We start from the raw sequence: 21,634 nt of genomic DNA, 5'->3' as shown, positions 1-21,634 counted from the left end.
TGCTCGCGATGGGGCACTTACAGACGCTAAATCAACGTTTCGATGCGCAACGAGTTGGTCGACCCCGGCTGCCCGAACGGCACCCCCGCCGTAATCACCAACGTATCCCCGCGCTGCGCCATGCCTTGCGCCTGAGCAATCTCCAGCGCCGTGGAACACACCTCATCCACCTGGCGCAGTCGATCGTTGACCACCGAATGCACGCCCCACGCCACGCTCAAGCGCCGCGCTGTGGACAGGTTTGGCGTAAGGTTGAGGATCGGCGCCACCGGCCGCTCCCGCGCCGCGCGCAGGCTGGAGCTGCCGGACTCGCTGTAGTTGACCAGCACCGCCACCGGCAGAATGCTGCTGATACGCCGAATCGCGCAGCTGATCGCGTCTGACACCGTGGCGTCCGCCTTCGGCCGGCTGACGTCCAGCTGCGTCTGGTAGTCCGGGCCGTTTTCCACTTGGCGGATGATCTTGCTCATCATCTGCACGGCTTCCAGCGGGTATTCACCCGAAGCGGTTTCCGCCGACAGCATCACCGCGTCGGCGCCTTCGGCCACCGCGTTGGCCACATCCGTCACTTCGGCGCGGGTTGGCGCAGGCGAAAAGCGCATGGATTCGAGCATCTGCGTGGCCACCACCACCGGTTTGCCCAGCTGGCGGCAGGTGCTGATGATGTCTTTCTGGATCTGCGGCACGCTTTCGGCGGGCACTTCCACGCCCAGGTCGCCTCTGGCCACCATGATTGCGTCACTCAGCTCAGCGATTTCCTGCAAGCGTAGGACGGCAGACGGTTTTTCGATCTTGGCCATCAAAAACGCCTTGTCGCCGATCAACTCGCGGGCCTCGCGGATATCTTCCGGGCGCTGCACGAATGACAGCGCCACCCAGTCCACGCCCAGCTCCAGGCCGAAGCTCAGGTCGCGGCGGTCCTTGGCGGTCAGCGGGCTGAGTTCCAGCAAGGCTTGTGGCACGTTCACGCCTTTGCGGTCGGACAGTTCGCCGCCATTGAGCACGGTGGTGTCGATGGCCTCGGCATGTTTGGTGATCACCCGCAGGCGCAGCTTGCCGTCGTCGAGCAGCAGGTCCATGCCCGGCTCCAGCGCCGCGATGATTTCCGGGTGGGGCAGGTTGACCCGGCATTGATCGCCCGGCGTTGGGTCCAGGTCCAGGCGCAACGCCTGGCCACGCACCAGTTGCACCTTGCCCTCGGCAAACGTGCCGACGCGCAGCTTCGGCCCTTGCAGGTCCATCAGGATGCCCAGCGGGTAATTGAGCTGGCGCTCCACCTGGCGGATCCACTGGTAGCGTTGGGCATGATCGGCGTGGTCGCCATGGCTGAAGTTGAGGCGAAAGATATTCACCCCGGCCTCCACCAGCTCGCGGATGTCATCGATGCCGTCGGTGGCCGGGCCCAGGGTGGCGAGGATTTTGACCTTCTTGTCAGGCGTCATGTTTGGCAGTCTCAAGAATCAGGATGGCGCGGAAGTCATTGACGTTGGTGCGGGTCGGCTCGGTGATGATCAAGCCGTCGAGGGCGGCGAAATAGCCGTAGCCATTGTTGTTGTCCAGCTCGTCGCTGGCCGACAGGCCCAGGGCTTCGGCGCGGGCGTAGCTGGTGGGGGTCATGATCGCGCCGGCGTTGTCTTCCGAGCCGTCGATGCCGTCGGTGTCGCCGGCCAGGGCGTAGACGCCGGGCAGGCCCTTGAGGCTGTCGGTGAGGCTGAGCAGGAACTCGGCATTGCGCCCACCACGGCCATCGCCGCGCACGGTGACGGTGGTTTCACCGCCGGAGAGGATCACGCACGGTGCCGCCAGCGGCTGGCCATGCTGCACGATCTGCCGGGCAATGCCGGCGTGCACCTTGGCCACATCCCGCGCTTCGCCTTCGAGGTCGCCGAGGATCAGCGGGCTGAACCCGGCCTGGCGCACTTTCACCGCCACGGCTTCCAGCGACTGCTGTGGGCGGGCGATCAGTTGGAAGTGGCTGCGCGCGAGCACCGGGTCGCCGGGCTTGACGGTTTCCGACGCGGGGTCTTGCAACCAGCTGCGCACCGAAGCGGGCGCGTCGATGCTGTAACGCTTGAGGATTGCCAGGGCTTGCTGCGAGGTGCTGGGGTCGCCGACGGTGGGGCCGGAGGCGATGACGGTGGCCTGATCGCCCGGCACGTCGGAGATCGCGTAGGTGTAGACCGTTGCCGGCCAAGCCGCCTTGGCCAGGCGCCCGCCCTTGATCGCCGAGAGGTGCTTGCGCACGCAATTCATCTCGCCAATGGTCGCGCCGGATTTGAGCAGGGCTTTGTTGACGGTCTGCTTGTCGGCCAGGGTGATGCCTTCGGCGGGCAAGGCCAGCAAGGCCGAACCGCCACCGGAGAGCAGGAAGATCACGCGGTCGTCTTCGGTGAGGTTGCCGATCAGTGCCAGCACGCGTTTGGCCACCGCCAGGCCGGCGGCATCGGGCACCGGATGCGCGGCTTCGACCACTTCGATTTTTTTGCACGGTGCGCCGTGGCCGTAGCGGGTGACCACCAGGCCCGAGACGTCGCCTTGCCAGCACTCCTCGACCACGAGAGCCATGGCCGCCGCGGCTTTGCCGGCGCCGATCACGATCACACGGCCGCTGCGGTCGGCGGGCAGATAAGGTTCAAGCACTTGCCGGGGGTGGGCGGCGTCGATGGCTGTGGCAAACAGCTCGCGAAGCAGGTGTTGCGGATCGACCGACATAAGCGGGCTCCCGGAAATTTTTGTTATTAGAGGTGCATCAATGTCGAATGTGGAATGCGATCAAATGTGGGAGCGGGCTTGCCCGCGAATGCGGTCTTTCATTCAACATCCGTGCTGACTGACCTGGCGCATTCGCGAGCAAGCCCGCTCCCACATTCGACCGCATTTCAACGGGAGGAGCGGTGTGGGTTACTTATCGCGAATCGAAAAATTCGCCATGTGCTCCAGGCCCTTGATCAGCGCCGAATGGTCCCAATTGCCGCCGCCAATCGCCGTGCAGGTACTGAACACCTGCTGCGTACCGGCGGTGTTCGGCAGGTTGATGCCCAGCTCCTTGGCACCGGCCAGTGCCAGGTTCAAATCCTTCTGGTGCAGGTTGATGCGGAAGCCCGGATCGAAGGTGCCTTTGATCATGCGCTCGCCATGCACTTCCAGAATCTTCGAGGAAGCAAAGCCGCCCATCAGCGCTTCACGCACCTTGGCCGGGTCGGCGCCGTTTTTCGAGGCGAACAGCAGCGCTTCGGCCACCGCCTGAATATTCAGCGCGACGATGATCTGGTTGGCGACCTTGGCGGTCTGGCCATCGCCGTTGCCGCCGACCAGGGTGATGTTCTTGCCCATGCTCTGGAACAGGGGCAAAGCGCGTTCGAAGGTCTGCGGCTCGCCACCGACCATGATGCTCAAGGTGCCGGCCTTGGCGCCGACTTCACCGCCGGACACCGGGGCGTCAAGGTACTGCGCGCCGGTTTCGTTGATCTTCGCCGCGAACGCCTTGGTGGCGGTGGGCGAGATCGAACTCATGTCGATCACCACCTTGTTCGGCGACAGGCCGGCCGCGACGCCATCCTTGCGGAACAGCACGTCATCGACCTGCGGAGTGTCGGGCACCATGACGATGATGAACTCGGCTTCCTGCGCCACTTGCTGCGGGTTGGCCAGGGCCACTGCGCCCGCGTCGATCAGGGCCTGCGGGGCTTTGCCGTGGTGTTCGGAGAGGAACAGTTGGTGACCTGCTTTCTGCAGGTTCGCAGCCATGGGTTCGCCCATGATGCCGGTGCCGATAAATCCGATTTTAGCCATGATCAAAATCCTCTTTTTATTAGGTGTATGGGCCTGGCACGGCCGTCTAAACACAGGACATCCAATGTGGGAGCGGGCTTGCTCGCGAAGGCAGTCTGACACTCAGCATTGATGTCGACTGATACACCGCTTTCGCGAGCAAGCCCGCTCCCACATTTGGTCCGTGTTTGTTCAATCAGATAGCGTTGTGGCTCTTGAGCCAGCCAAGACCCGCTTCAGTCGTGGTCAACGGCTTGTATTCACAGCCGACCCAACCCGTATAACCAATGCGGTCCAGATGCTCGAACAGGAAGCGATAGTTGATCTCCCCGGTTCCCGGCTCGTTACGCCCCGGGTTGTCCGCCAGCTGGATGTGGTTGATCTCATCCAGGTGCGCGGCCATGGTCCGGGCCAGATCGCCTTCCATGATTTGCATGTGATAGATGTCGTACTGCAGGAACAGGTTGGCACTGCCCACCTGCTCGCGAATCGACAGGGCCTGCGCCGTGTTGTTGAGGTAGAAGCCCGGGATGTCACGGGTGTTGATCATCTCCATGACCAGCTTGATGCCCGCGGCTTGCAGCTTGTCGGCGGCGTACTTGAGGTTGGCGACAAAGGTTTTTTCCACGGTTTGGTCGTCAACGCCTTGCGGCCGGATGCCGGCCAGGCAGTTGATCTGGGTATTGCCCAGCACCTGGGCGTAGGCGATGGCCAGCTTGACCCCGGCGCGGAATTCCTCGACCCGGTCCGGGTGGCACGCCACGCCGCGTTCGCCCTTGGCCCAGTCACCGGCCGGCAAGTTGAACAGCACTTGGGTCAGGCCATTGGCGTCCAGGTGCGCCTTGATCTCGGCGGAGCTGAACTCGTACGGGAACAGGTACTCGACCCCCTGGAAGCCGGCATCGGCAGCCGCTTTGAAACGGGCGAGAAAGTCCTGCTCGGTAAACAGCATGGACAGGTTGGCGGCAAAACGCGGCATAGGGTTCTCCTTAATCGAGCAGGGAAATGGCAGTCGGCGCATCGTTGCCGACCAGGGCCAGATCTTCGAATTCGTTGACGGCGTTGATCTCGGTGCCCATGGAAATATTGGTCACGCGCTCCAGAATAATCTCAACAATCACCGGAACCTTGAATTCTTCGATCATTTCCTTGGCCTTGCGCAGCGCCGGGGCGATCTGGCCCGGTTCGAATACACGCAGTGCCTTGCACCCCAGGCCTTCGGCGACGGCCACGTGATCGACGCCATACCCATTGAGTTCCGGGGCGTTGAGGTTGTCGAAGGACAGCTGCACGCAGTAGTCCATCTCAAACCCGCGCTGGGCCTGGCGGATCAACCCGAGGTAGGAGTTGTTCACCACCACGTGGATGTACGGCAGCTTGAACTGCGCGCCCACGGCCAGCTCTTCGATCATGAACTGGAAGTCATAGTCGCCCGACAGCGCCACCACTTTGCGGCTCGGGTCAGCCTTGACCACACCGAGCGCGGCCGGAATGGTCCAGCCCAAGGGACCGGCCTGGCCGCAGTTGATCCAGTGACGTGGCTTGTAGACGTGCAGGAATTGCGCGCCGGCAATCTGCGACAGGCCGATGGTGCTGACGTAGCAGGTGTCTTTGCCGAACACCTGGTTCATCTCTTCATACACGCGTTGCGGCTTGACCGGCACGTTGTCGAAATGGGTCTTGCGGTGCAGGGTGGCCTTGCGCTCCTGGCAGTCGTGCAGCCAGGCGCTGCGGTCCTTGAGTTTGCCGGCGGCTTTCCACTCGCGGGCCACTTCAATGAACATCGTCAGGGCGGAGCCGGCATCGGAAACGATGCCCAGGTCCGGGGTGAACACGCGGCCAATCTGCGTCGGCTCGATGTCGACGTGGATGAATTTGCGCCCTTCGGTGTACACCTCCACCGAGCCGGTGTGGCGGTTGGCCCAGCGGTTGCCGATGCCCAGCACTACGTCCGATTTGAGCAGCGTCGCGTTGCCATAGCGGTGCGAGGTTTGCAGACCGACCATGCCGACCATCTGCGGGTGATCGTCCGGGATCGTGCCCCAGCCCATCAGCGTCGGGATTACCGGGATGCCGGTCAACTCGGCGAACTCCACCAGCAGTTCGCTGGCATCGGCGTTGATCACGCCGCCACCGCTGACCAGCAATGGCCGTTCGGCCTGGTCCAGCAGCGCCAACGCTTTTTCGACCTGGATGCGCGTGGCCAATGGTTTGGCCAGGGGCAGCGGCTGGTAGGCGTCGATGTCGAATTCGATCTCGGCCATCTGCACGTCGAATGGCAGGTCGATCAGCACCGGGCCTGGGCGGCCGGAGCGCATTTCATAGAAGGCTTTCTGGAACGCGTAAGGCACTTGGCCCGGCTCCAGGACGGTGGTCGCCCACTTGGTCACCGGCTTGACGATGCTGGTGATGTCGACGGCCTGGAAATCCTCTTTGTGCATGCGTGCACGCGGGGCCTGGCCGGTGATGCACAGAATCGGGATCGAGTCGGCCGAGGCGCTGTACAGGCCGGTGACCATGTCGGTGCCCGCCGGGCCCGAGGTACCGATGCACACACCGATATTGCCGGCCTTGGTGCGGGTGTAGCCCTCGGCCATGTGCGAGGCGCCTTCAACGTGGCGAGCAAGGACGTGATCGATGCCACCGACCTTCTGCAAGGCCGAATACAGCGGGTTAATGGCGGCGCCTGGAATACCGAAGGCGGTGTCTACGCCTTCACGGCGCATCACCAGGACGGCGGCTTCGATTGCTCTCATTTTGCTCATGGTTTTGGTGCCTCTTGCGTTTTGTAATTGTATACAAGTGGTTTCTGGTCGAAGTGTATTCACGGCGAGCGGGGCAGGTCAATGCATTTTATAAACTGGCCTTTACGCGAGTCTGGATAGCTTTTTTCGACGTATGGAGCCTTTGTGCGGAAATATTGTATACAAAAAATAATTTCATTGTGTTCTATTTGTTTGATCAAGCTTCTGATCAAACAGACTTCAACCCTTTCCCAATAACAAAAGAAGGACGGCACCCATGAGCGCTTTAACCTTGAAACTCGCCACCCAACTGGCCAGCCAGGCCCTCACCGCAGGCCGCACCATTTGCGCCGCGCCGCTGACCATTGCGGTGCTCGACAGCGGCGGCCACTTGGTCACCCTGCAACGCGAAGACGGCGCCAGCCTGCTGCGCCCGCAAATCGCCATCGGCAAGGCCTGGGGCGCGATTGCGCTGGGCAAGGGGTCGCGTTTGCTGGCGTTGGATGCGCAGCAGCGCCCGGCATTTATCGCGGCGTTGAACAGCCTCGGGCAGGGCAGCGTAGTGCCGGCGCCGGGCGGCGTGTTGATTCGGGATCAGGCGGGGGCGGTACTGGGGGCGATCGGGATCAGTGGGGACACTTCGGATATTGATGAGCAGTGCGCGATTACGGCGATTGAGGGGGTGGGGTTGTTGGCGGATGCGGGGGTGTCTGCTTGATTTGAGATGACTGGGCTGGCCCCTTCGCGAGCAAGCCCGCTCCCACAGTTTTGACCGTGTTCACAGATCAAATGTGGGAGCGGGCTTGCTCGCGAAGGCGACGACTCGGTCCCGGCTCTATACCCAAACCGCATCCCACAGCGGATAGTCGCCAACCCGCGTCACCAACCCGGCCCGCAGAGGGTTGGCGACAACATACCTGGCCATTTTCACCAAGTCGTCTTCCTTGCGCAGCGCACGATCATGAAAGCTGGTCTGCCACAGCCGCCCCTTGCGGCCCGTGGCACCGTTCACAGTCCGAGTGCTTTTGGATTTCACCTGGCACAGAAGGTCCCCCAGCGAGCCTTTTTTCAGTTCGATCAGCCAGTGAAAATGGTCAGGCATCACCACCCAGGCCAGGGAGTTAGCCAGCCCTTGGTACTGGGCCAATCTGAACTGCCAGACCACTAGGCGACCGAGGTGAAAGTCGCTGAATATCGGTACGCGTTTGTGGGTGTTGGTGGTGATCAGGTAGATGCGGTTTGGTTCGCTGAACCGCCCAATGCGCAGGCGGTATGAAGTAGCAAGATCAGGCATTCCATGGCCTCTCTTCAGGTGGGGTTCTGAGAGGCTAGATCTCGATGGTAGATGCTGATCTGTAGGCTTTTGGCAGGATGTGTCTGGGAGGGCGCTTTCGCGAGCAAGCCCGCTCCCACATTGGCTTTGCGGCGTTCATACACTGTGTGTCCAGCGCAAAAACCTGTGGGAGCGGGCTTGCTCGCGAATGGCACAGGCGCCGCGGTCTCTCAGTCCGGCTCACACCCCTTAAGCACCAACCGAATAATCGTCTGCGCCGCCGCTTCATAATCGGCGTCATCCAGCTTGGCCTTGCCGGTCACCGCCGATATCTGCCAATCAAAGTCGGCGTAGGTCTGCGTCGCCGCCCAGATGCTGAACATCAGGTGGTTGGGGTCAATGGCGGCAATCAGGCCGCGATCCACCCAGCTCTGGATGCAGTCGATGTTGTGCTTGGCCTGGGCGTTCAGTTGCTCGACCTGCTGGCTGCTCAGGTGCGGTGCGCCGTGCATGATTTCGCTGGCGAATACCTTGGAGGCAAACGGCAAGTCGCGGGAGATGCGGATCTTGGAGCGGATGTAATTGCTCAGCACCACCGCGGGCTCGCCGTCTGGATTGAATGGCGTGGACGCCGCCAGGATCGGCTCGATAATGCTTTCGAGCACCTCGCGGTAGAGGTTGTCCTTGCTCTTGAAGTAGTAATAGACGTTGGGCTTGGGCAGCCCGGCCTTGGCGGCGATGTCGCTGGTTTTGGTCGCGGCGAAGCCCTTGTCAGCAAACTCCTCGCTGGCCGCCCGCAGGATCATTTCTTTATTGCGCTCGCGAATGGTGCTCATAAACCAGGATTTTCCTTGCCAGGACAGGCGGTCGAGCATGGTAGCACCGGCTTGACGCAGCGCTCAAGAATGCCGGCGCAGCCCTTGTACGCCGGGCCTTGCAGCTGACTTTGTCTGTCTTGATGCTGAACGCATTCACGGTAGTACAGGCACAGGCTGGGCGCGCTGCTAGAGTTCAGAGCAAGGACGCGGCCATCCGGGTCTGCGTTCAGTCCTGTATTCGGCGTTCGAGTGAGAAACCGTGGAGAAAAGCAGACGACGTACGTTCGCCTGGGTTGTTGGCGCGTTATTGGTGGTGGCGCTGTTGATTGGCCTGGGCATGCATTTGTTTGGCGGCGCCCATAAAGGCAAGCCCGTGTCCCCCGGCGAACCGGTGGCAGCAGTGCCGGTGGCCTTGCAGGATGTGCCGGTGTACATCGACGCCCTCGGCACCGTCACGCCCACCCGCAGTGTCACGGTGGTGACCCAGGTCGATGGCATCCTCAGCAGCGTGGAGTTCAAGGAAGGCCAGCACGTCAGCAAAGGCCAGGTCATCGCCCGTATCGACGACCGCGCGCTCAAGGCGCAGCTGGCCGTGGCCAAGGGCACCCTGGCTCACGATCAGGCAGTGTTGAGCAATGCCCAGCGCGACCTGGCCCGTTACCGCGACCTGGTCAAAGCCGGCTCCACCAGCCAGCAAACCCTCGACACCCAAGCCTCGCTGGTGCAGCAACAACAAGGCACCGTGGCCGCCGACCAAGGCAACGTACAAAACCTCGAAGTGCAATTGAGCTACTGCACCATCACCTCGCCGGTGGATGGCGTGGTCGGGCTGCGCCTGGTCGATCCTGGCAACTACGTGACCACCGCCAGCACCACTGGCATCGTGGTGATCACCCAGATGAGCCCGGCCACCGTGGTGTTTGCCGTGCCCGAGGATGACCTGGGCGCGATCAACCAGGCCATGTCCCATGGCAGCGTCACGGTGTTGGCCTACGACCGCAACAAGAAATCCCTGCTTGCCACCGGCGCGCTGCTGGCGCTGGACAACGAGGTGGATACCAGCACCGGCACGATCAAGGTCAAGGCGCAGTTCGATGATTCGGGCAATGCGCTGTTTCCCAATCAGTTCGTCAACGCACGGCTCAAGGCCGACACCTTGAGCCAGATCGCCGTGGTCCCGACTCGTGCGATCCAGCACGGCAGCAAGGGCGACTTCGTGTTTGTGGTCAACGGCAACAAGGCCAGCCTGCGCACGATCAAGACCGGCCCGTCCACCGGCGATGTCTCGGCGGTGCTCGACAATGGCGTCAAGGCCGGTGAGCAGGTGATCACCGAAGGCGCCGACAAGCTCGACGACGGCTCGGCGGTGAAGGTCGTCGCCCAGTGAGGAGCTGCCGAGCATGAATATTTCGCGGCCCTTTATCGAACGCCCGGTGGCCACCACGCTGATGATGGTCGCGGTGTTGTTGCTCGGCCTGTTGGGTTACCACTTGCTGTCGGTGTCGGCGCTGCCGGAGGTGGATTACCCGACCATCCAGGTGTTCACCCAATACCCCGGTGCCAGCCCCGACGTGGTCAGTTCTTCGATTACCGCGCCGCTGGAGCGCCAGCTCGGCGAAATGCCGGGGCTCAAGTCGATGAACTCCACCAGCTCGGACGGCGCCTCGGTGGTGACCCTGCAATTTGACCTGTCGCTGTCGCTGGACGTGGCCGAACAGGAAGTGCAGGCGGCGATCAACGCGGCGGGCACCTTCCTGCCGGCCAACCTGCCGTACCCGCCGGTGTACAGCAAGGTCAACCCGGCAGATGCTCCGGTGCTGACCCTGTCATTGACCTCCGACGTGTTACCGCTGACCAAGGTCGAAGACCTGGCCGACACACGCCTGGCACAGAAAATCTCGCAGATCACCGGCGTCGGCCTGGTCACCATCAGTGGCGGCCAGCGCCCGGCGGTGCGGGTCGAGGCCAACACGTCGGCGCTGAACAGCCTCGGCCTGTCCCTGGATGACCTGCGCACCTCGCTCGGTACGGCCAACGTCAACCAGGCCAAGGGCAATATCGATGGCAAGTTTCAGGCCTATTCCATTGGCGCCAACGACCAACTGCAGTCGGCCGAGGAATACCGTGACCTGGTGATTGCCTACAAAAATGGCGCGCCGGTTCGCCTGTCGCAGATCGCCAGTTCCACCCAGGGCGCGGAAAACCCCCGCCAGGCGGCGTGGACCAATGACACGCCGTCCATCGTGTTGAACATCCAGCGCCAGCCCGGCGCCAACGTGATCGAAGTGGTCGACCGCGTGCAGCAACTGCTGCCCAAATTACGCGCCAGCCTGCCGGGCACCTTGAAGGTCGCGGTGCTCACCGACCGCACCCAGACCATCCGCGCCTCGGTCACCGATGTGCAGTACGAGCTGGGGCTGGCGATTTTGCTGGTGGTGATCGTGATCTTCATCTTCCTGCGCAATATTGCGGCCACGATCATTCCTGCCGTCACCATCCCGCTGACGTTGATCGGCACCCTGGCGGTGGCCTACGCGCTGGGTTTTTCGCTGAACAACCTGACGTTGATGGCATTGACCATCGCCATCGGTTTTGTGGTCGATGACGCCATCGTCATGATCGAAAACATCACGCGCTACCTGGAGGCCGGCGACACCCCGTTGCAAGCGGCGCTCAAGGGCGCGGAGCAGATCGGCTTCACTATCATCTCGCTGTCCATCGCGCTGATTGCGGTGATGATCCCGCTGCTGTTCATGGGCGATGTGGTTGGGCGGTTGTTCCGCGAATTCGCCATGACCGTGGCGGTGACCATCGTGATTTCGGCAGTGATTTCACTGACGCTGACGCCCATGATGTGCGCGCGCATGCTCAAGTCCAAGCATGAGGAGCGCCGCCCGGACTTCTTCGACCGCATCAACAACCACTACGTACGCGGCCTGGATTGGGTGTTGGCGCACCGCACCTTGACCCTGATCTCGGTGGTGCTCACCGCTGCGCTGACCTTGTTCACCTTGGTGATCATGCCCAAGGGCTTTTTTCCCGATCAGGACACCGGCCTGATCCAGGGCATTTCCCAGGCCTCGCCGACCATCTCGTTTCAGCAGATGCAGGTTGAACAGCAACGCCTGGCCGCACGCATCCTTAAGGACCCGGCGGTGCAAAGCCTGTCGTCGTTCGTCGGTATCGACCAGACCAACCCGACCATCAACCAGGGCAATTTGCTGATCAACCTCAAGCCGCGTGGCGAGCGAGACAGCAGCACCGAAGTGATCCGCCGCCTGGCCGATGCGAATGCCGACGACGCCGGCATCCGCCTGTACCTGCACTCGGTGCAGGACCTGACCCTGGACGCCACGGTGTCCACCACCAGTTACCGCCTGGGCCTGCAAGCCACCGACCCGGATGAGCTGGAGCAGTGGACCACCAAGCTGCTGGCCGCGATCAAGCAAGACCCGATGTTCACCGACGTGCAAAGCCAGGCCATGCAGTTTGGCAACCAGATCAAGCTGACCTTCGACCGCGCCACCGCCTCGCGCCTGGGGATTACACCGCAGGCCATTGACGATGTGCTGTACGACGCGTTCGGCCAGCGCCAGGTCTCAACCATCTACACCCAGCTCAACCAGTACCACGTGGTGATCGCCACCGACCACCCGCCGCGCAACTTGCCGGACTTGCTCACCGGTTTGTACGTGGACATTCCTGGCGGTGGCGTGGCGCCGCTGTCGAGCATGGCGACCCTGGAGGTGGTGCGTTCGCCGGTCACCATCAACCGGTTGGGGCAGTTTCCCTATGCGGATGTGTCGTTCAACCTCGCGCCCGGCCAGACGCTGGGCGCGGCGGTGACGCGGCTGCAGGACATTGAAGCCAAGGTCGGCCTGCCGTTGTCGGTGCAAGCCAATCTTGAAGGTGCGGCGGCGACGTTCCAGGCATCGCTGTCAAACCAGGTGTTTCTGGTGCTGGCGGCGATCGTGGTGGTGTACCTGATGCTGGGCATTCTGTACGAGAGCTTCGTGCACCCGGTGACCATCCTGTCGACCCTGTTGTCGGCGGCCCTCGGCGCGTTGCTGGCGTTGCTGGTGACGGGCACGCAGTTCGACATCATCGGCCTGATTGGCATTGTGTTGCTGATCGGCATCGTCATGAAAAACGGCATCATGATGGTCGACTTCGCGCTGGAGCTTTTACGTGAGGGCGGCTTGAGCCCGGTGGAAGCGATTCGCCAGGCGGCGGAGCTGCGCTTTCGGCCGATCCTGATGACCAGCATGGCCTCGCTGTTCGGCGCGGTGCCGTTGGCGTTGGGCACCGGCATCGGCTCGGAGCTGCGCCACCCGCTGGGCATCGCGATCATCGGCGGGCTGTTGCTCAGCCAGTTGCTCACGCTGTTTTCCACGCCGGTGATCTTCCTCGCCATGCACGGCCTGGGGCAGCGTTTCAGCCGCCGCCCGGTGGCGTTGGAATGATGCGATGAACCTCAGCGCGCCGTTTATCCATCGCCCGATTGCCACCACGTTGCTGGCGGCCGGGCTGGCGTTGTTTGGTGTGTTGGCCTTCAACCTGTTGCCGGTGGCGCCGCTGCCGGAAGTGGATTTCCCGACCATCAGCGTCAGCGCCTCGTTGCCTGGCGCCGACCCCACCACCGTCGCCAGCTCCGTGGCCACGCCGCTGGAACGCCAGTTCGGGCAGATCGCCGGGGTCACGCAAATGACCTCGGCCAGCAGCCTCGGGTCCACGCGCATCACCCTGCAGTTCGACTTGAGCCGCGACATCGACGGCGCCGCGCGGGATGTGCAGGCGGCGATCAACGCCGCGCGCAGCAACTTGCCCAGCGACTTGTCCGGCAACCCGACTTACCGCAAGGTCAACCCGGCCGATTCGCCGATCCTGATCATCAGCCTGACCTCCGACAGTGCCACGCCGGGGCAGATGTACGACGCGGCCTCGACGGTGCTTGAGCAGCGCCTGTTGCAGACCACCGGCGTCGGCGACGTGACCGTGGGCGGCGGCGCGTTGCCGGCGGTGCGCATCGAGCTGAACCCGGACCGGCTCAGCCAATACGGCGTCAGCCTGGAGCAGGTGCGCCAGGTTATCAGCGCCTCCAACGCCAACTTGCCCAAGGGCAACGTGGCGGTCGGCGACCGCTCGTATGGCATTGGCGCTAATGACCAGTTGCTCGACAGCAACGACTACGGGCCGCTGGTGGTCAAGGCCAAAAACGGCGACCTGATCCACATTGCCGACCTCGGCTATGTGCGCGAAGACGTGCAGGACCTGCGCAACTTCGGCCTGTCCAACGGCAAGCCGGCGGTGCTGCTGGTGGTGTTCAAGCAGCCGGGCGCCAACGTGATCGACACGGTGGATGCGGTGAAAGCCTCGCTGCCGTTTTTGCAAAGCTCGATCCCGGCGTCGATCAAGCTCAACCTGTTGATGGACCGCACCACCACCATTCGCGCGTCGTTGCATGACGTGGAAGTGACCTTGCTGGCCTCGATCCTGCTGGTGACGCTGGTGACCTTCGGTTTCTTCCGCGACTGGCGCAGCACCCTGGTGCCCGCCGTGGTGGTGCCGTTGTCGTTGCTTGGCACCTTTGGCGCGATGTACTTCCTCGGCTACAGCCTGAATAACCTGTCGCTGATGGCGCTGACCATTTCCACCGGCTTTGTGGTCGACGATGCGATCGTGGTGGTAGAAAACATCATGCGCCACCTGGAGCGCGGCAAGACGCGGGTCGAAGCCGCGCTGGCCGGGGCGCAGGAAGTCGGCTTTACGGTGCTGACCATCAGCGTGTCGCTGGTGGCGGTGTTTATTCCGTTGCTGCTGATGGGCGGGATTGTCGGGCGGCTGTTTCGCGAGTTCTCGGTGTCGCTGTCGGTGGCCATCGTCATCTCGATGGTGATTTCGCTGACGGTGACGCCGATGCTCGCCAGCGTGCTGCTGCGCGCGCCCAAGGAAATCCGCGAAGGCAATGAACACCCCGATTCACGCTTTCACCGCTTTTACGACCGCACGCTGGGCTGGGTCATCGAGCACTCGATTCTGATGGGCGGAGTGACGGTGCTGGTGATCGTGCTCGCGGGCGTGCTGTACGTGCTGGTGCCCAAGGGCTTCTTTCCCCAGGAAGACACCGGCCGCCTGCAGGGCAGCATCATCGCAGCGCAGAGTATTTCCTACGGGGCGATGCAAAAGGACTTCACCGCGATCAACCACAAGGTCATGCAAAACCCCAATGTGCAAACCGCTGCCGGGTTTGTCGGCGGTGGTGGCGGTGGCGGCGGGGCGGTCAACAGTGCGCAGCTGTTTGTGCTGCTCAAGCCGATTGATCAGCGCAAGGACAGTGCCGTCGATGTGATCGGCCAGATCCGCCGCAGCCTCGGCGATCTGCCTGGCACCAAGCTGTTTTTGCAGGCCGCCCAGGACATCACCGTGGGGGGCCGACAAAGCGGCGCGCAGTACCAATACACGCTGACTGCCGACGACCAGCAATCCCTGGATGAATGGGTGCCCAAGGTGGTGGAAGTGCTGCACACGTTGCCGCAACTCACCGACTTGAACACCGACCAGCAAGACAACAGTCTATTGGCCAATGTGAGCATCAACCGCGACACCGCCGCGCGGCTCGGCGTGGGCATGTCGGCGGTGGACCAGACGCTGTACGACGCGTTCGGCCAGCGTCAGGTCTCGACCCTTTACCGCGCCGCCAACCAGTACCACGTGGTGATGGAAATCGCCCCGCAGTACTGGACCGATCCACAAGCGCTCGAGGGTATTTACGTGCCGGCCGGCAACACGGCAGTGGCGGCCAAGGGCACCACCGTCGCGCCGAACCTGACCACGCCCACGACGTTGGTGCCGCTGTCCGCGCTGGCCGATAACAGCATCTCGCGCACGGCGATTTCGATCAGCCACCAAGGCACTTTTCCGGCCGTGACCGTCTCGTTCAACCTCGCCCCCGGCACCTCGATCGGCCAGGCCACCGCGCTGGTGGAGGACGCGGTGAAACAGCTGCGCATGCCGGCCAGCGTCACCGGCCAGTTTGCCGGCACGGCCCAGGTGTTCCAGTCGTCGGTGGCCAGCGAGCCGCTGCTGATCGTCGCCGCGTTGCTCTCGGTGTACATCGTGCTGGGCATTCTGTATGAAAACCTGATGCACCCACTGACCATCCTCTCCACCTTGCCCTCGGCGGGCGTCGGTGCGTTGATCGCCTTGCTGCTGACCGGCACCGAACTGTCGATCATCGCGCTGGTAGGCGTGATCCTGTTGATCGGCATCGTCAAGAAGAACGCAATCATGATGATCGACTTCGCGATCACCGAGCGGCGTGAGTTCGGCCTCACGGCCAAGGAAGCGATCCGGCGCGCCTGCCTGATCCGCTTCCGGCCGATCATGATGACAACGCTGGCGGCGATTCTCGGCGCGCTGCCGCTGGTGCTCGGCTCAGGTTATGGCTCGGAACTGCGCCGGCCGTTGGGGATTGCGATTATTGGTGGGCTGTTGTTCAGCCAGGTGCTGACGCTCTACACCACCCCGGTGATTTACCTCTGGCTCGACCGGGCGTCGCAACGCCTGGGGCGGCACAAGGAAGCAAGGTCATGAAACTCAGATATAGCGTGCTGTTGGCCAGCCTGGTGCTGGGGGGCTGCATGGTGGGGCCGGATTACCAGAAACCGGCGATGGAGCTGCCGCAATCGTTCAAGGAAGGCGCGCAGTGGCAGCGCGCGGTGTCCAACCCCCAAGGGGCGCTGGACAGCCAGTGGTGGCTGGCCTATCAGGACCCGGTGCTCAATGACTTGGTGGCGCGTTCGGCCAAGGCGAACCAGTCGATTATTGCGGCCGAGGCGGCGTATCGATTGGCCCAGGCGCAGGTGGCGTCGAGCCGCGCCGGGTTGTGGCCGACGGTGGGCGTGGGCTTGTCCGGTTCGCGCGGCGAGGGCGGCGACGGCAGCACGTCCAGCACCACCACCGCATCGACCGGGGTGAAGAACAGCGTCAACGCCACCTTGACCGCGAGCTGGGAGCCGGATTTGTGGGGTGAAGTGCGCCGGGGGATCGAATCGAGCCAGGCCACCGCCCAGCAATCGGATGCGCTGCTGGCCGGTGTGCGGTTGTCGATCAGTTCCAGCGTGGCGAGCAATTACCTGGCGTTGCGGCAGATGGATATCGATGTGCGCCTGTTGCAACAGCAGCAGAGCATCAATCAGCAATTGCTCGACATGATCCAGGCGCAGTTCACCCAGGGCGTGGCGACCAATGACCAGTTGCTGGTGGCTCAGGATCAATTGACCACCTCGATAGCCGGCTTGCAGACCTCGCTGCGTGATCGCGAACAGTACGAGCATGCCTTGGCGGTGCTGGTGGGCGTGGCGCCGAGTGAGTTCAGCATTGCGCCACGCACTGATTTTGCATTCGTGGTGCCACGGCCACCGTTGACCCTGGCCTCGACTTTGTTGCAACGCCGGCCTGACGTGGTTGCCGCCGAGCGCTCGGCGGCGGCGGCGAATGCCAAGATCGGCGTGGCTGAGGCGGCGTTTTTTCCGACCCTCGATCTCACGGCTCAATTGGGTTATCGCGGCAGTGCCTTGGGTGGGTTGTTTTCGTTGCCTAACCGCATCTGGACGCTGGGGCCGGCCTTGGCGGAGACGATTTTTGACGGCGGTGCGCGGGAGGCGGCGGTCAAGCAGGCTGAGGCGAGTTATGACCAGATTGCCGCCAACTACCGGGGCACGGTGTTGAGTGCCTTGCAGAATGTCGAGGACAACTTGTCGGCGATCAATCATCTGCAAACCCAAGCGGATGCGTTCCAGCAGGTCTACGCGCGCAACCAGCAACTGTTTGGCAGCCAGGAAGCGCAGTTGCGTGCGGGCACAGTCAGCCAGGAGACGGTGCTGACCCAGCAACTGGTGTTGCTGCAAGCGGAGCAGAACCTGCGTGATACCCAAGGGCAACTGAGCCAGGGCAGCGTGGCGCTGATCCAGAGCCTGGGCGGTGGTTGGCAGGCGCCCTGATGAGTTGATACACCGCAATCAAACTGTGGGAGCTGGCTTGCCTGCGATAGCCGCCTCCGGGCCGCCCAGTATTTTGCTGACCCAGCACATTCCAACTGTGGGAGCGGGCTTGCTCGCGAAGGCTATATGTCAGTTTGCTGGGATATTGATTCGGAGTGCATATCCATTGCTGCGGTAACGGCCGCTTAGGGTTCCGCTCTTACAGCGGGTCACTTTTGTAAAGACACAAAAGTGACCAAAAAGTCTTCGTCCCACCACTCGGTGCCTCGCCTGCGTTCGGCCAGCGTGGTTGACGGGGCGACTCAGATCAAGATCAAGATCAAAAGCAATCCACGCAGTGGAAACCTATATTCCCTCACGGTCGCCGCGTTATATTCGCGGCACTCTAATTTCAGGATGACCGCGTCATGGCAGGAAGCAGCTTACTGGTACTGATCGACGACATCGCCGCCGTCCTCGATGATGTGGCGTTGATGACCAAGATGGCCGCCAAAAAGACCGCCGGGGTGCTCGGCGATGACTTGGCGTTGAATGCCCAGCAGGTTTCCGGGGTGCGGGCCGAGCGGGAGATCCCGGTGGTGTGGGCGGTGGCCAAGGGTTCGTTTCTCAACAAGTTGATTCTGGTGCCTGCGGCGCTGCTAATCAGCGCGTTTGCGCCGTGGGCGGTCACGCCGTTGTTGATGCTGGGCGGGGCTTATCTGTGTTTCGAGGGCTTTGAGAAGCTCGCGCATAGCTTCATACACAAGCGCACTGAGGAACAGGCGCACTTGGTTGAAGCGGTGGCGGACCCGGCGACTGACTTGGTTGCGTTTGAGAAGGACAAGATCAAGGGCGCGATCCGTACCGACTTCATTCTGTCGGCGGAAATCATCGCCATCACCCTCGGCACGGTCGCCGATGCACCGTTGATGCAGCAGGTGATCGTGCTGTCCGGCATCGCCATTGTCATGACCATCGGCGTTTACGGCCTGGTCGCCGGTATCGTCAAGCTCGATGACCTCGGCCTGTGGCTGACCCAAAAGCCCGGCCAGGCCGCGCGTAGCATCGGCGGGGCGATTCTGCGTGCCGCACCTTACATGATGAAAAGCCTGTCGGTGATCGGCACGGCAGCGATGTTCATGGTCGGCGGCGGGATTCTCACCCACGGCGTGCCGGTGGTGCATCACTGGATTGAGACGGTGAGCCAGAGCGTCGGCGCCATGGCGTGGCTGATGCCGACGCTGCTCAATGCGGTGGCCGGCATTATTGCGGGGGCGGTAGCGTTGGTGGTGGTTCAAATCTTCGAGAAAATTTGGCACGCAGTAAGACATTGACAGGTGTTTGCCAGGGCGTGTGAGTCAGTCTAGTCGCAGCGCTTTAGGCTTTTCCCTACAGAGGACCCATTCAATCCTTCCTAAGATCTGCGGCTCTGTTTGGCCTATCCAGGCGTTTTACAGAGTCTGTTAATCAGGGAGTTTTAAATGAATTGGTATCTGGACGCACTGAAGAAATCATTTGTATTCGAGGGGCGGTCGAGCAGGAGAGCTTTCTGGTATTTTCAGTTGGTTGATAAGGTAATTGCAGGGGCATACATAGCGATTTGCAGTTGGTTTTTTGAAGATTGGATAAAAATTACCTTGGGTATTGGCTTGGGTTATTTGCTGCTGACGCTGCCAGCCAGGGTCACTCTGTTATGCCGAAGGCTCACCGATAACGGCATTAGCCAGGTCAACTCGTTCTGGACGTTGTTGCCTTTTGTCGGGTCGCTCTTCTGGGTTGGTTTTGGGTTATGCCCGGGCGTTAAAGAACAATCTGGCAGTCGCTCTGTGGATACGTCACGTACTGCTGAGTAATGTTGGAGCATAAACAAAAAAGCCACTCACTTAGGTGAGTGGCTTTTTCGCATCTGGATGGCGTTTACTCGGCAATCTGCAACTTGCGCGATTCGGTGTAGATATACCGCACCTTCTCGTACTCAAACGGCGAGTTCATCTGACCGTAGCGGAAGCTGGTCTGGTAGCGCTTGTCGACGGCGCGCAGAGCCCAGATTTCCGGATGGTTTTCGCTGACCTTGGACACGTTGAGGAAGTTGATCTCGGTTTCTGCGCCGTAGTCGACGATCAGGCCGGTGGTGTCGCGTAGGTTCGACGGGCCGAAGATTGGCAGCACCAGGTAGGCGCCGCCGGGTACGCCGTAGAAACCCAAGGTTTGACCGAAGTCTTCGCTCTGGCGCGGCAGGCCCATGGCGGTGGCCGGGTCCCACAGGCCGGCGACGCCAATGGTGGTGTTGAGCAGCAGGCGCCCGGTGGTTTCCAGGGAGCGATGGCCCTTGAGCTGCAGCAGGCTGTTCAACAGGTTGGGCACATCGCCCAGGTTGTTGAAGAAGTTGCTCACGCCGGTGCGCAGGAAGCTCGGGGTGACATAGCGGTAGCCGTCAACCACCGGCAGGAACACCCACTGGTCGAAGCGATAGTTGAAGTGGTACACGCGGCGGTTCCACGACTCCAGCGGGTCATACACGTTGAGCGCGGTCAGCGATGAACGCTCGAACTCGCGCTGGTCCAGGCCCGGGTTGAACTTGAGCTTGGTCAGCGGCTCCTTGAAACCGTCGGAATCAACCTTGACCGGTTCATGCGCCTTGCTGTTGTCGGCATTGGCGACGCCCGCGCACATCAGGGCGGCGAGCAGCAGAAGATATTTAGCCACGGAAGAACTCCAGCATGGCGTCGGCGTTGACGCGGTAATTGAGGTTGCCGCAGTGGCCGCCCAGCGGGTAGACGGTCAAGCGATCGCCGAAGGTTTTACGCAGGAAACCGAGGTCGCCAGGGCCGAGGATCACGTCGTCGGCGTTGTGCATCACCGCGATTTTCGGGCTGCTGTGCAGGTAGTCCTTGAGCGCGTACAGGCTCACTTGGTCAACCAGTTGCAGCAGGCTGCCGCCGTCGGAACGCGCGCGCCACATGGGGATCACTTGTTCGGTGAGGTAGCAGTCGAAGTCGCATTGCAGCGCGCGCTTGAGGAACGGCGTGAGGCTGGTGCCTTCGGTGATCGGGTATTTAGGCGGAATGATCAGGCCACGGCGGTTGATCAGGTCTGAGGTAAAGGCAATGTCGGCCGCCGAGAAGCGGAACGAGGTGCCGATCAGCATCGCCATTTGTTCGTTGGTCAGGTGCTGCTTGGAGTTCTGGAAGTCGTAGAGCAGGGCGTCATTGAGGTCGATGTAGCCCTTTTGCTGGAAGTAGCGGGTCAGCTTGCTCAGCACCAGCTCATAGAAAGTGGTGGTGTTGTTGATGCCTTTGACCTCGGTCTGTACCAGCTTGTCGAGGTTGGTGATGGAGGTGTAGAGGTTGACCGGCGGGTTGAGCAGCAGCACCTTTTTGAAGTTGAAGCTGCGACGGGTCTCGTCGAGCTTGCTGACAAACGCCGCATCCAGGGCACCGAGGCTGTAGCCGGTGAGGTAGAAGTCAGTCACCGGCAGCGAGGCGTTCTGCGCGCGCACGGCTTGCATCACGCGGTACATGTCCTCGGCGTCTTCCTGGGTAATCCCCGGGGTGGCGAAGCGCGAGGCGGCGCTGATGAAGTCGAAGCTGGTCGGCGACGACAGCTGCACCACGTGGTAGCCGGCCTGGTAATAGAGTTTTTTCAGGTATTCGTTGATGCTGCTGTCAAACCGCGCGCCGGTGCCCGCGATCAGGAAGATCAGTGGCGCGGCGTGGTCTTGTTTGGCGATGCGATAGGTGAGTTTCTTCACCGCCCAGAAGTTGTCCGGCAGGCTGAACTCGCGCTCGGGGCGCATGTTCAGCGTGTAGTCGGACTGGTTGATCTCGTCGTCGGTCGGCAATTTAGGCCGAAGGTCAGGCGGGGTGGTCGCAATGGTCGCTTCGAACGGGTTGGTCAAAGGGTAGCCATAGCTGGCCTGGTCGATGTCGACGGCCAGTGCTGACGCACTCAAAAATAGGCTGCCCAGCAAGGCAGCACAGCGCAAGGAACGGAGCATGACTTAATCCCTAAGAGGAAACGTGCTGAATGAAGTTCGCAGGCTATGAC

At 61.9% G+C, this 21,634-nt stretch carries 16 protein-coding genes; 7 read left to right on the top strand and 9 right to left on the bottom strand.

Annotated elements, in window-relative coordinates; translation table 11 throughout:
* Positions 1–26 precede the first annotated feature (26 nt).
* The 5 genes from pyk to gcl form a co-directional block, all read right to left on the bottom strand.
* Entirely contained in the window at positions 27–1,442 is a 1,416-nt protein-coding gene (gene pyk / locus AACW30_RS19125) for a pyruvate kinase (RefSeq protein ID WP_106576763.1), read from the bottom strand.
* Positions 1,432–2,712: a glycerate kinase type-2 family protein gene (locus AACW30_RS19120; RefSeq protein WP_200623033.1), complete on the bottom strand. Its 1,281-nt coding sequence runs from the start codon at positions 2,710–2,712 to the stop codon at positions 1,432–1,434. The genes pyk and AACW30_RS19120 overlap by 11 nt, the downstream gene beginning before the upstream one ends.
* A gap of 189 nt (positions 2,713–2,901) precedes the next feature.
* The gene (locus AACW30_RS19115) at positions 2,902–3,792 is read right to left on the bottom strand and encodes a 2-hydroxy-3-oxopropionate reductase (protein ID WP_145165023.1); all 891 of its coding nucleotides are present in this window, start codon (positions 3,790–3,792) and stop codon (positions 2,902–2,904) included.
* Between the two features lie 175 nt (positions 3,793–3,967).
* Positions 3,968–4,750 (bottom strand): hydroxypyruvate isomerase, encoded by a 783-nt coding sequence (gene hyi / locus AACW30_RS19110; RefSeq protein ID WP_124416852.1) that lies wholly within the window; start codon positions 4,748–4,750, stop codon positions 3,968–3,970.
* A gap of 10 nt (positions 4,751–4,760) precedes the next feature.
* Complete coding sequence (gene gcl, locus AACW30_RS19105; protein ID WP_179607024.1) at positions 4,761–6,536, bottom strand: glyoxylate carboligase; 1,776 nt, start codon at positions 6,534–6,536, stop codon at positions 4,761–4,763.
* A gap of 256 nt (positions 6,537–6,792) precedes the next feature.
* On the opposite strand from gcl, the gene AACW30_RS19100 reads away from it, so the two are divergent.
* Positions 6,793–7,233 (top strand): GlcG/HbpS family heme-binding protein, encoded by a 441-nt coding sequence (locus AACW30_RS19100; protein WP_106576758.1) that lies wholly within the window; start codon positions 6,793–6,795, stop codon positions 7,231–7,233.
* 117 nt (positions 7,234–7,350) lie between these two features.
* Here the strand turns inward: AACW30_RS19100 and AACW30_RS19095 are convergent, their stop codons facing one another.
* Positions 7,351–7,809, bottom strand: coding sequence for an REP-associated tyrosine transposase (locus tag AACW30_RS19095; protein WP_200623032.1), 459 nt, complete (start codon positions 7,807–7,809; stop codon positions 7,351–7,353).
* Positions 7,810–8,018: 209 nt separating this feature from the next.
* Positions 8,019–8,624 (bottom strand): TetR/AcrR family transcriptional regulator, encoded by a 606-nt coding sequence (locus AACW30_RS19090; RefSeq protein WP_200623023.1) that lies wholly within the window; start codon positions 8,622–8,624, stop codon positions 8,019–8,021.
* 241 nt (positions 8,625–8,865) lie between these two features.
* Between AACW30_RS19090 and AACW30_RS19085 the strand changes: the two genes are divergently transcribed.
* The 6 genes from AACW30_RS19085 (at position 8,866) to AACW30_RS19060 (ending at position 19,440) form a co-directional block, all read left to right on the top strand.
* On the top strand, positions 8,866–9,993 hold the full coding sequence (locus AACW30_RS19085; protein ID WP_106576756.1) for an efflux RND transporter periplasmic adaptor subunit: 1,128 nt from the start codon (positions 8,866–8,868) through the stop codon (positions 9,991–9,993).
* A 13-nt stretch (positions 9,994–10,006) separates the two neighbouring features.
* Positions 10,007–13,069, top strand: a complete 3,063-nt coding sequence (locus AACW30_RS19080) for an efflux RND transporter permease subunit (protein WP_200623022.1) — start codon at positions 10,007–10,009, stop codon at positions 13,067–13,069.
* 4 nt (positions 13,070–13,073) lie between these two features.
* The gene (locus tag AACW30_RS19075) at positions 13,074–16,199 is read left to right on the top strand and encodes an efflux RND transporter permease subunit (RefSeq protein ID WP_200623019.1); all 3,126 of its coding nucleotides are present in this window, start codon (positions 13,074–13,076) and stop codon (positions 16,197–16,199) included.
* Entirely contained in the window at positions 16,196–17,608 is a 1,413-nt protein-coding gene (locus AACW30_RS19070) for an efflux transporter outer membrane subunit (RefSeq protein ID WP_200623018.1), read from the top strand. The genes AACW30_RS19075 and AACW30_RS19070 overlap by 4 nt, the downstream gene beginning before the upstream one ends.
* Before the next feature lie 407 nt (positions 17,609–18,015).
* Positions 18,016–18,921 carry a DUF808 domain-containing protein gene (locus AACW30_RS19065; RefSeq protein ID WP_200623017.1) on the top strand — a complete coding sequence of 302 codons (906 nt, stop codon included), beginning with the start codon at positions 18,016–18,018 and terminating at the stop codon, positions 18,919–18,921.
* A 147-nt stretch (positions 18,922–19,068) separates the two neighbouring features.
* Entirely contained in the window at positions 19,069–19,440 is a 372-nt protein-coding gene (locus AACW30_RS19060) for a DUF805 domain-containing protein (RefSeq protein ID WP_200623016.1), read from the top strand.
* Between the two features lie 64 nt (positions 19,441–19,504).
* Here the strand turns inward: AACW30_RS19060 and AACW30_RS19055 are convergent, their stop codons facing one another.
* Together AACW30_RS19055 and AACW30_RS19050 are read right to left on the bottom strand one after the other, a co-directional pair.
* The gene (locus tag AACW30_RS19055) at positions 19,505–20,293 is read right to left on the bottom strand and encodes an MlaA family lipoprotein (protein ID WP_119739561.1); all 789 of its coding nucleotides are present in this window, start codon (positions 20,291–20,293) and stop codon (positions 19,505–19,507) included.
* Positions 20,286–21,584 carry a serine/threonine protein kinase gene (locus AACW30_RS19050; RefSeq protein ID WP_106576749.1) on the bottom strand — a complete coding sequence of 433 codons (1,299 nt, stop codon included), beginning with the start codon at positions 21,582–21,584 and terminating at the stop codon, positions 20,286–20,288. The genes AACW30_RS19055 and AACW30_RS19050 overlap by 8 nt, the downstream gene beginning before the upstream one ends.
* Positions 21,585–21,634 lie beyond the last annotated feature (50 nt).

This window comes from Pseudomonas sp. MF6747, from assembly GCF_963890955.1.
Classification (GTDB): Bacteria; Pseudomonadota; Gammaproteobacteria; order Pseudomonadales; family Pseudomonadaceae; genus Aquipseudomonas.
Note: the sequence above shows the minus strand (reverse complement) of the source record. Positions and strands in the feature narration are given on the sequence as shown.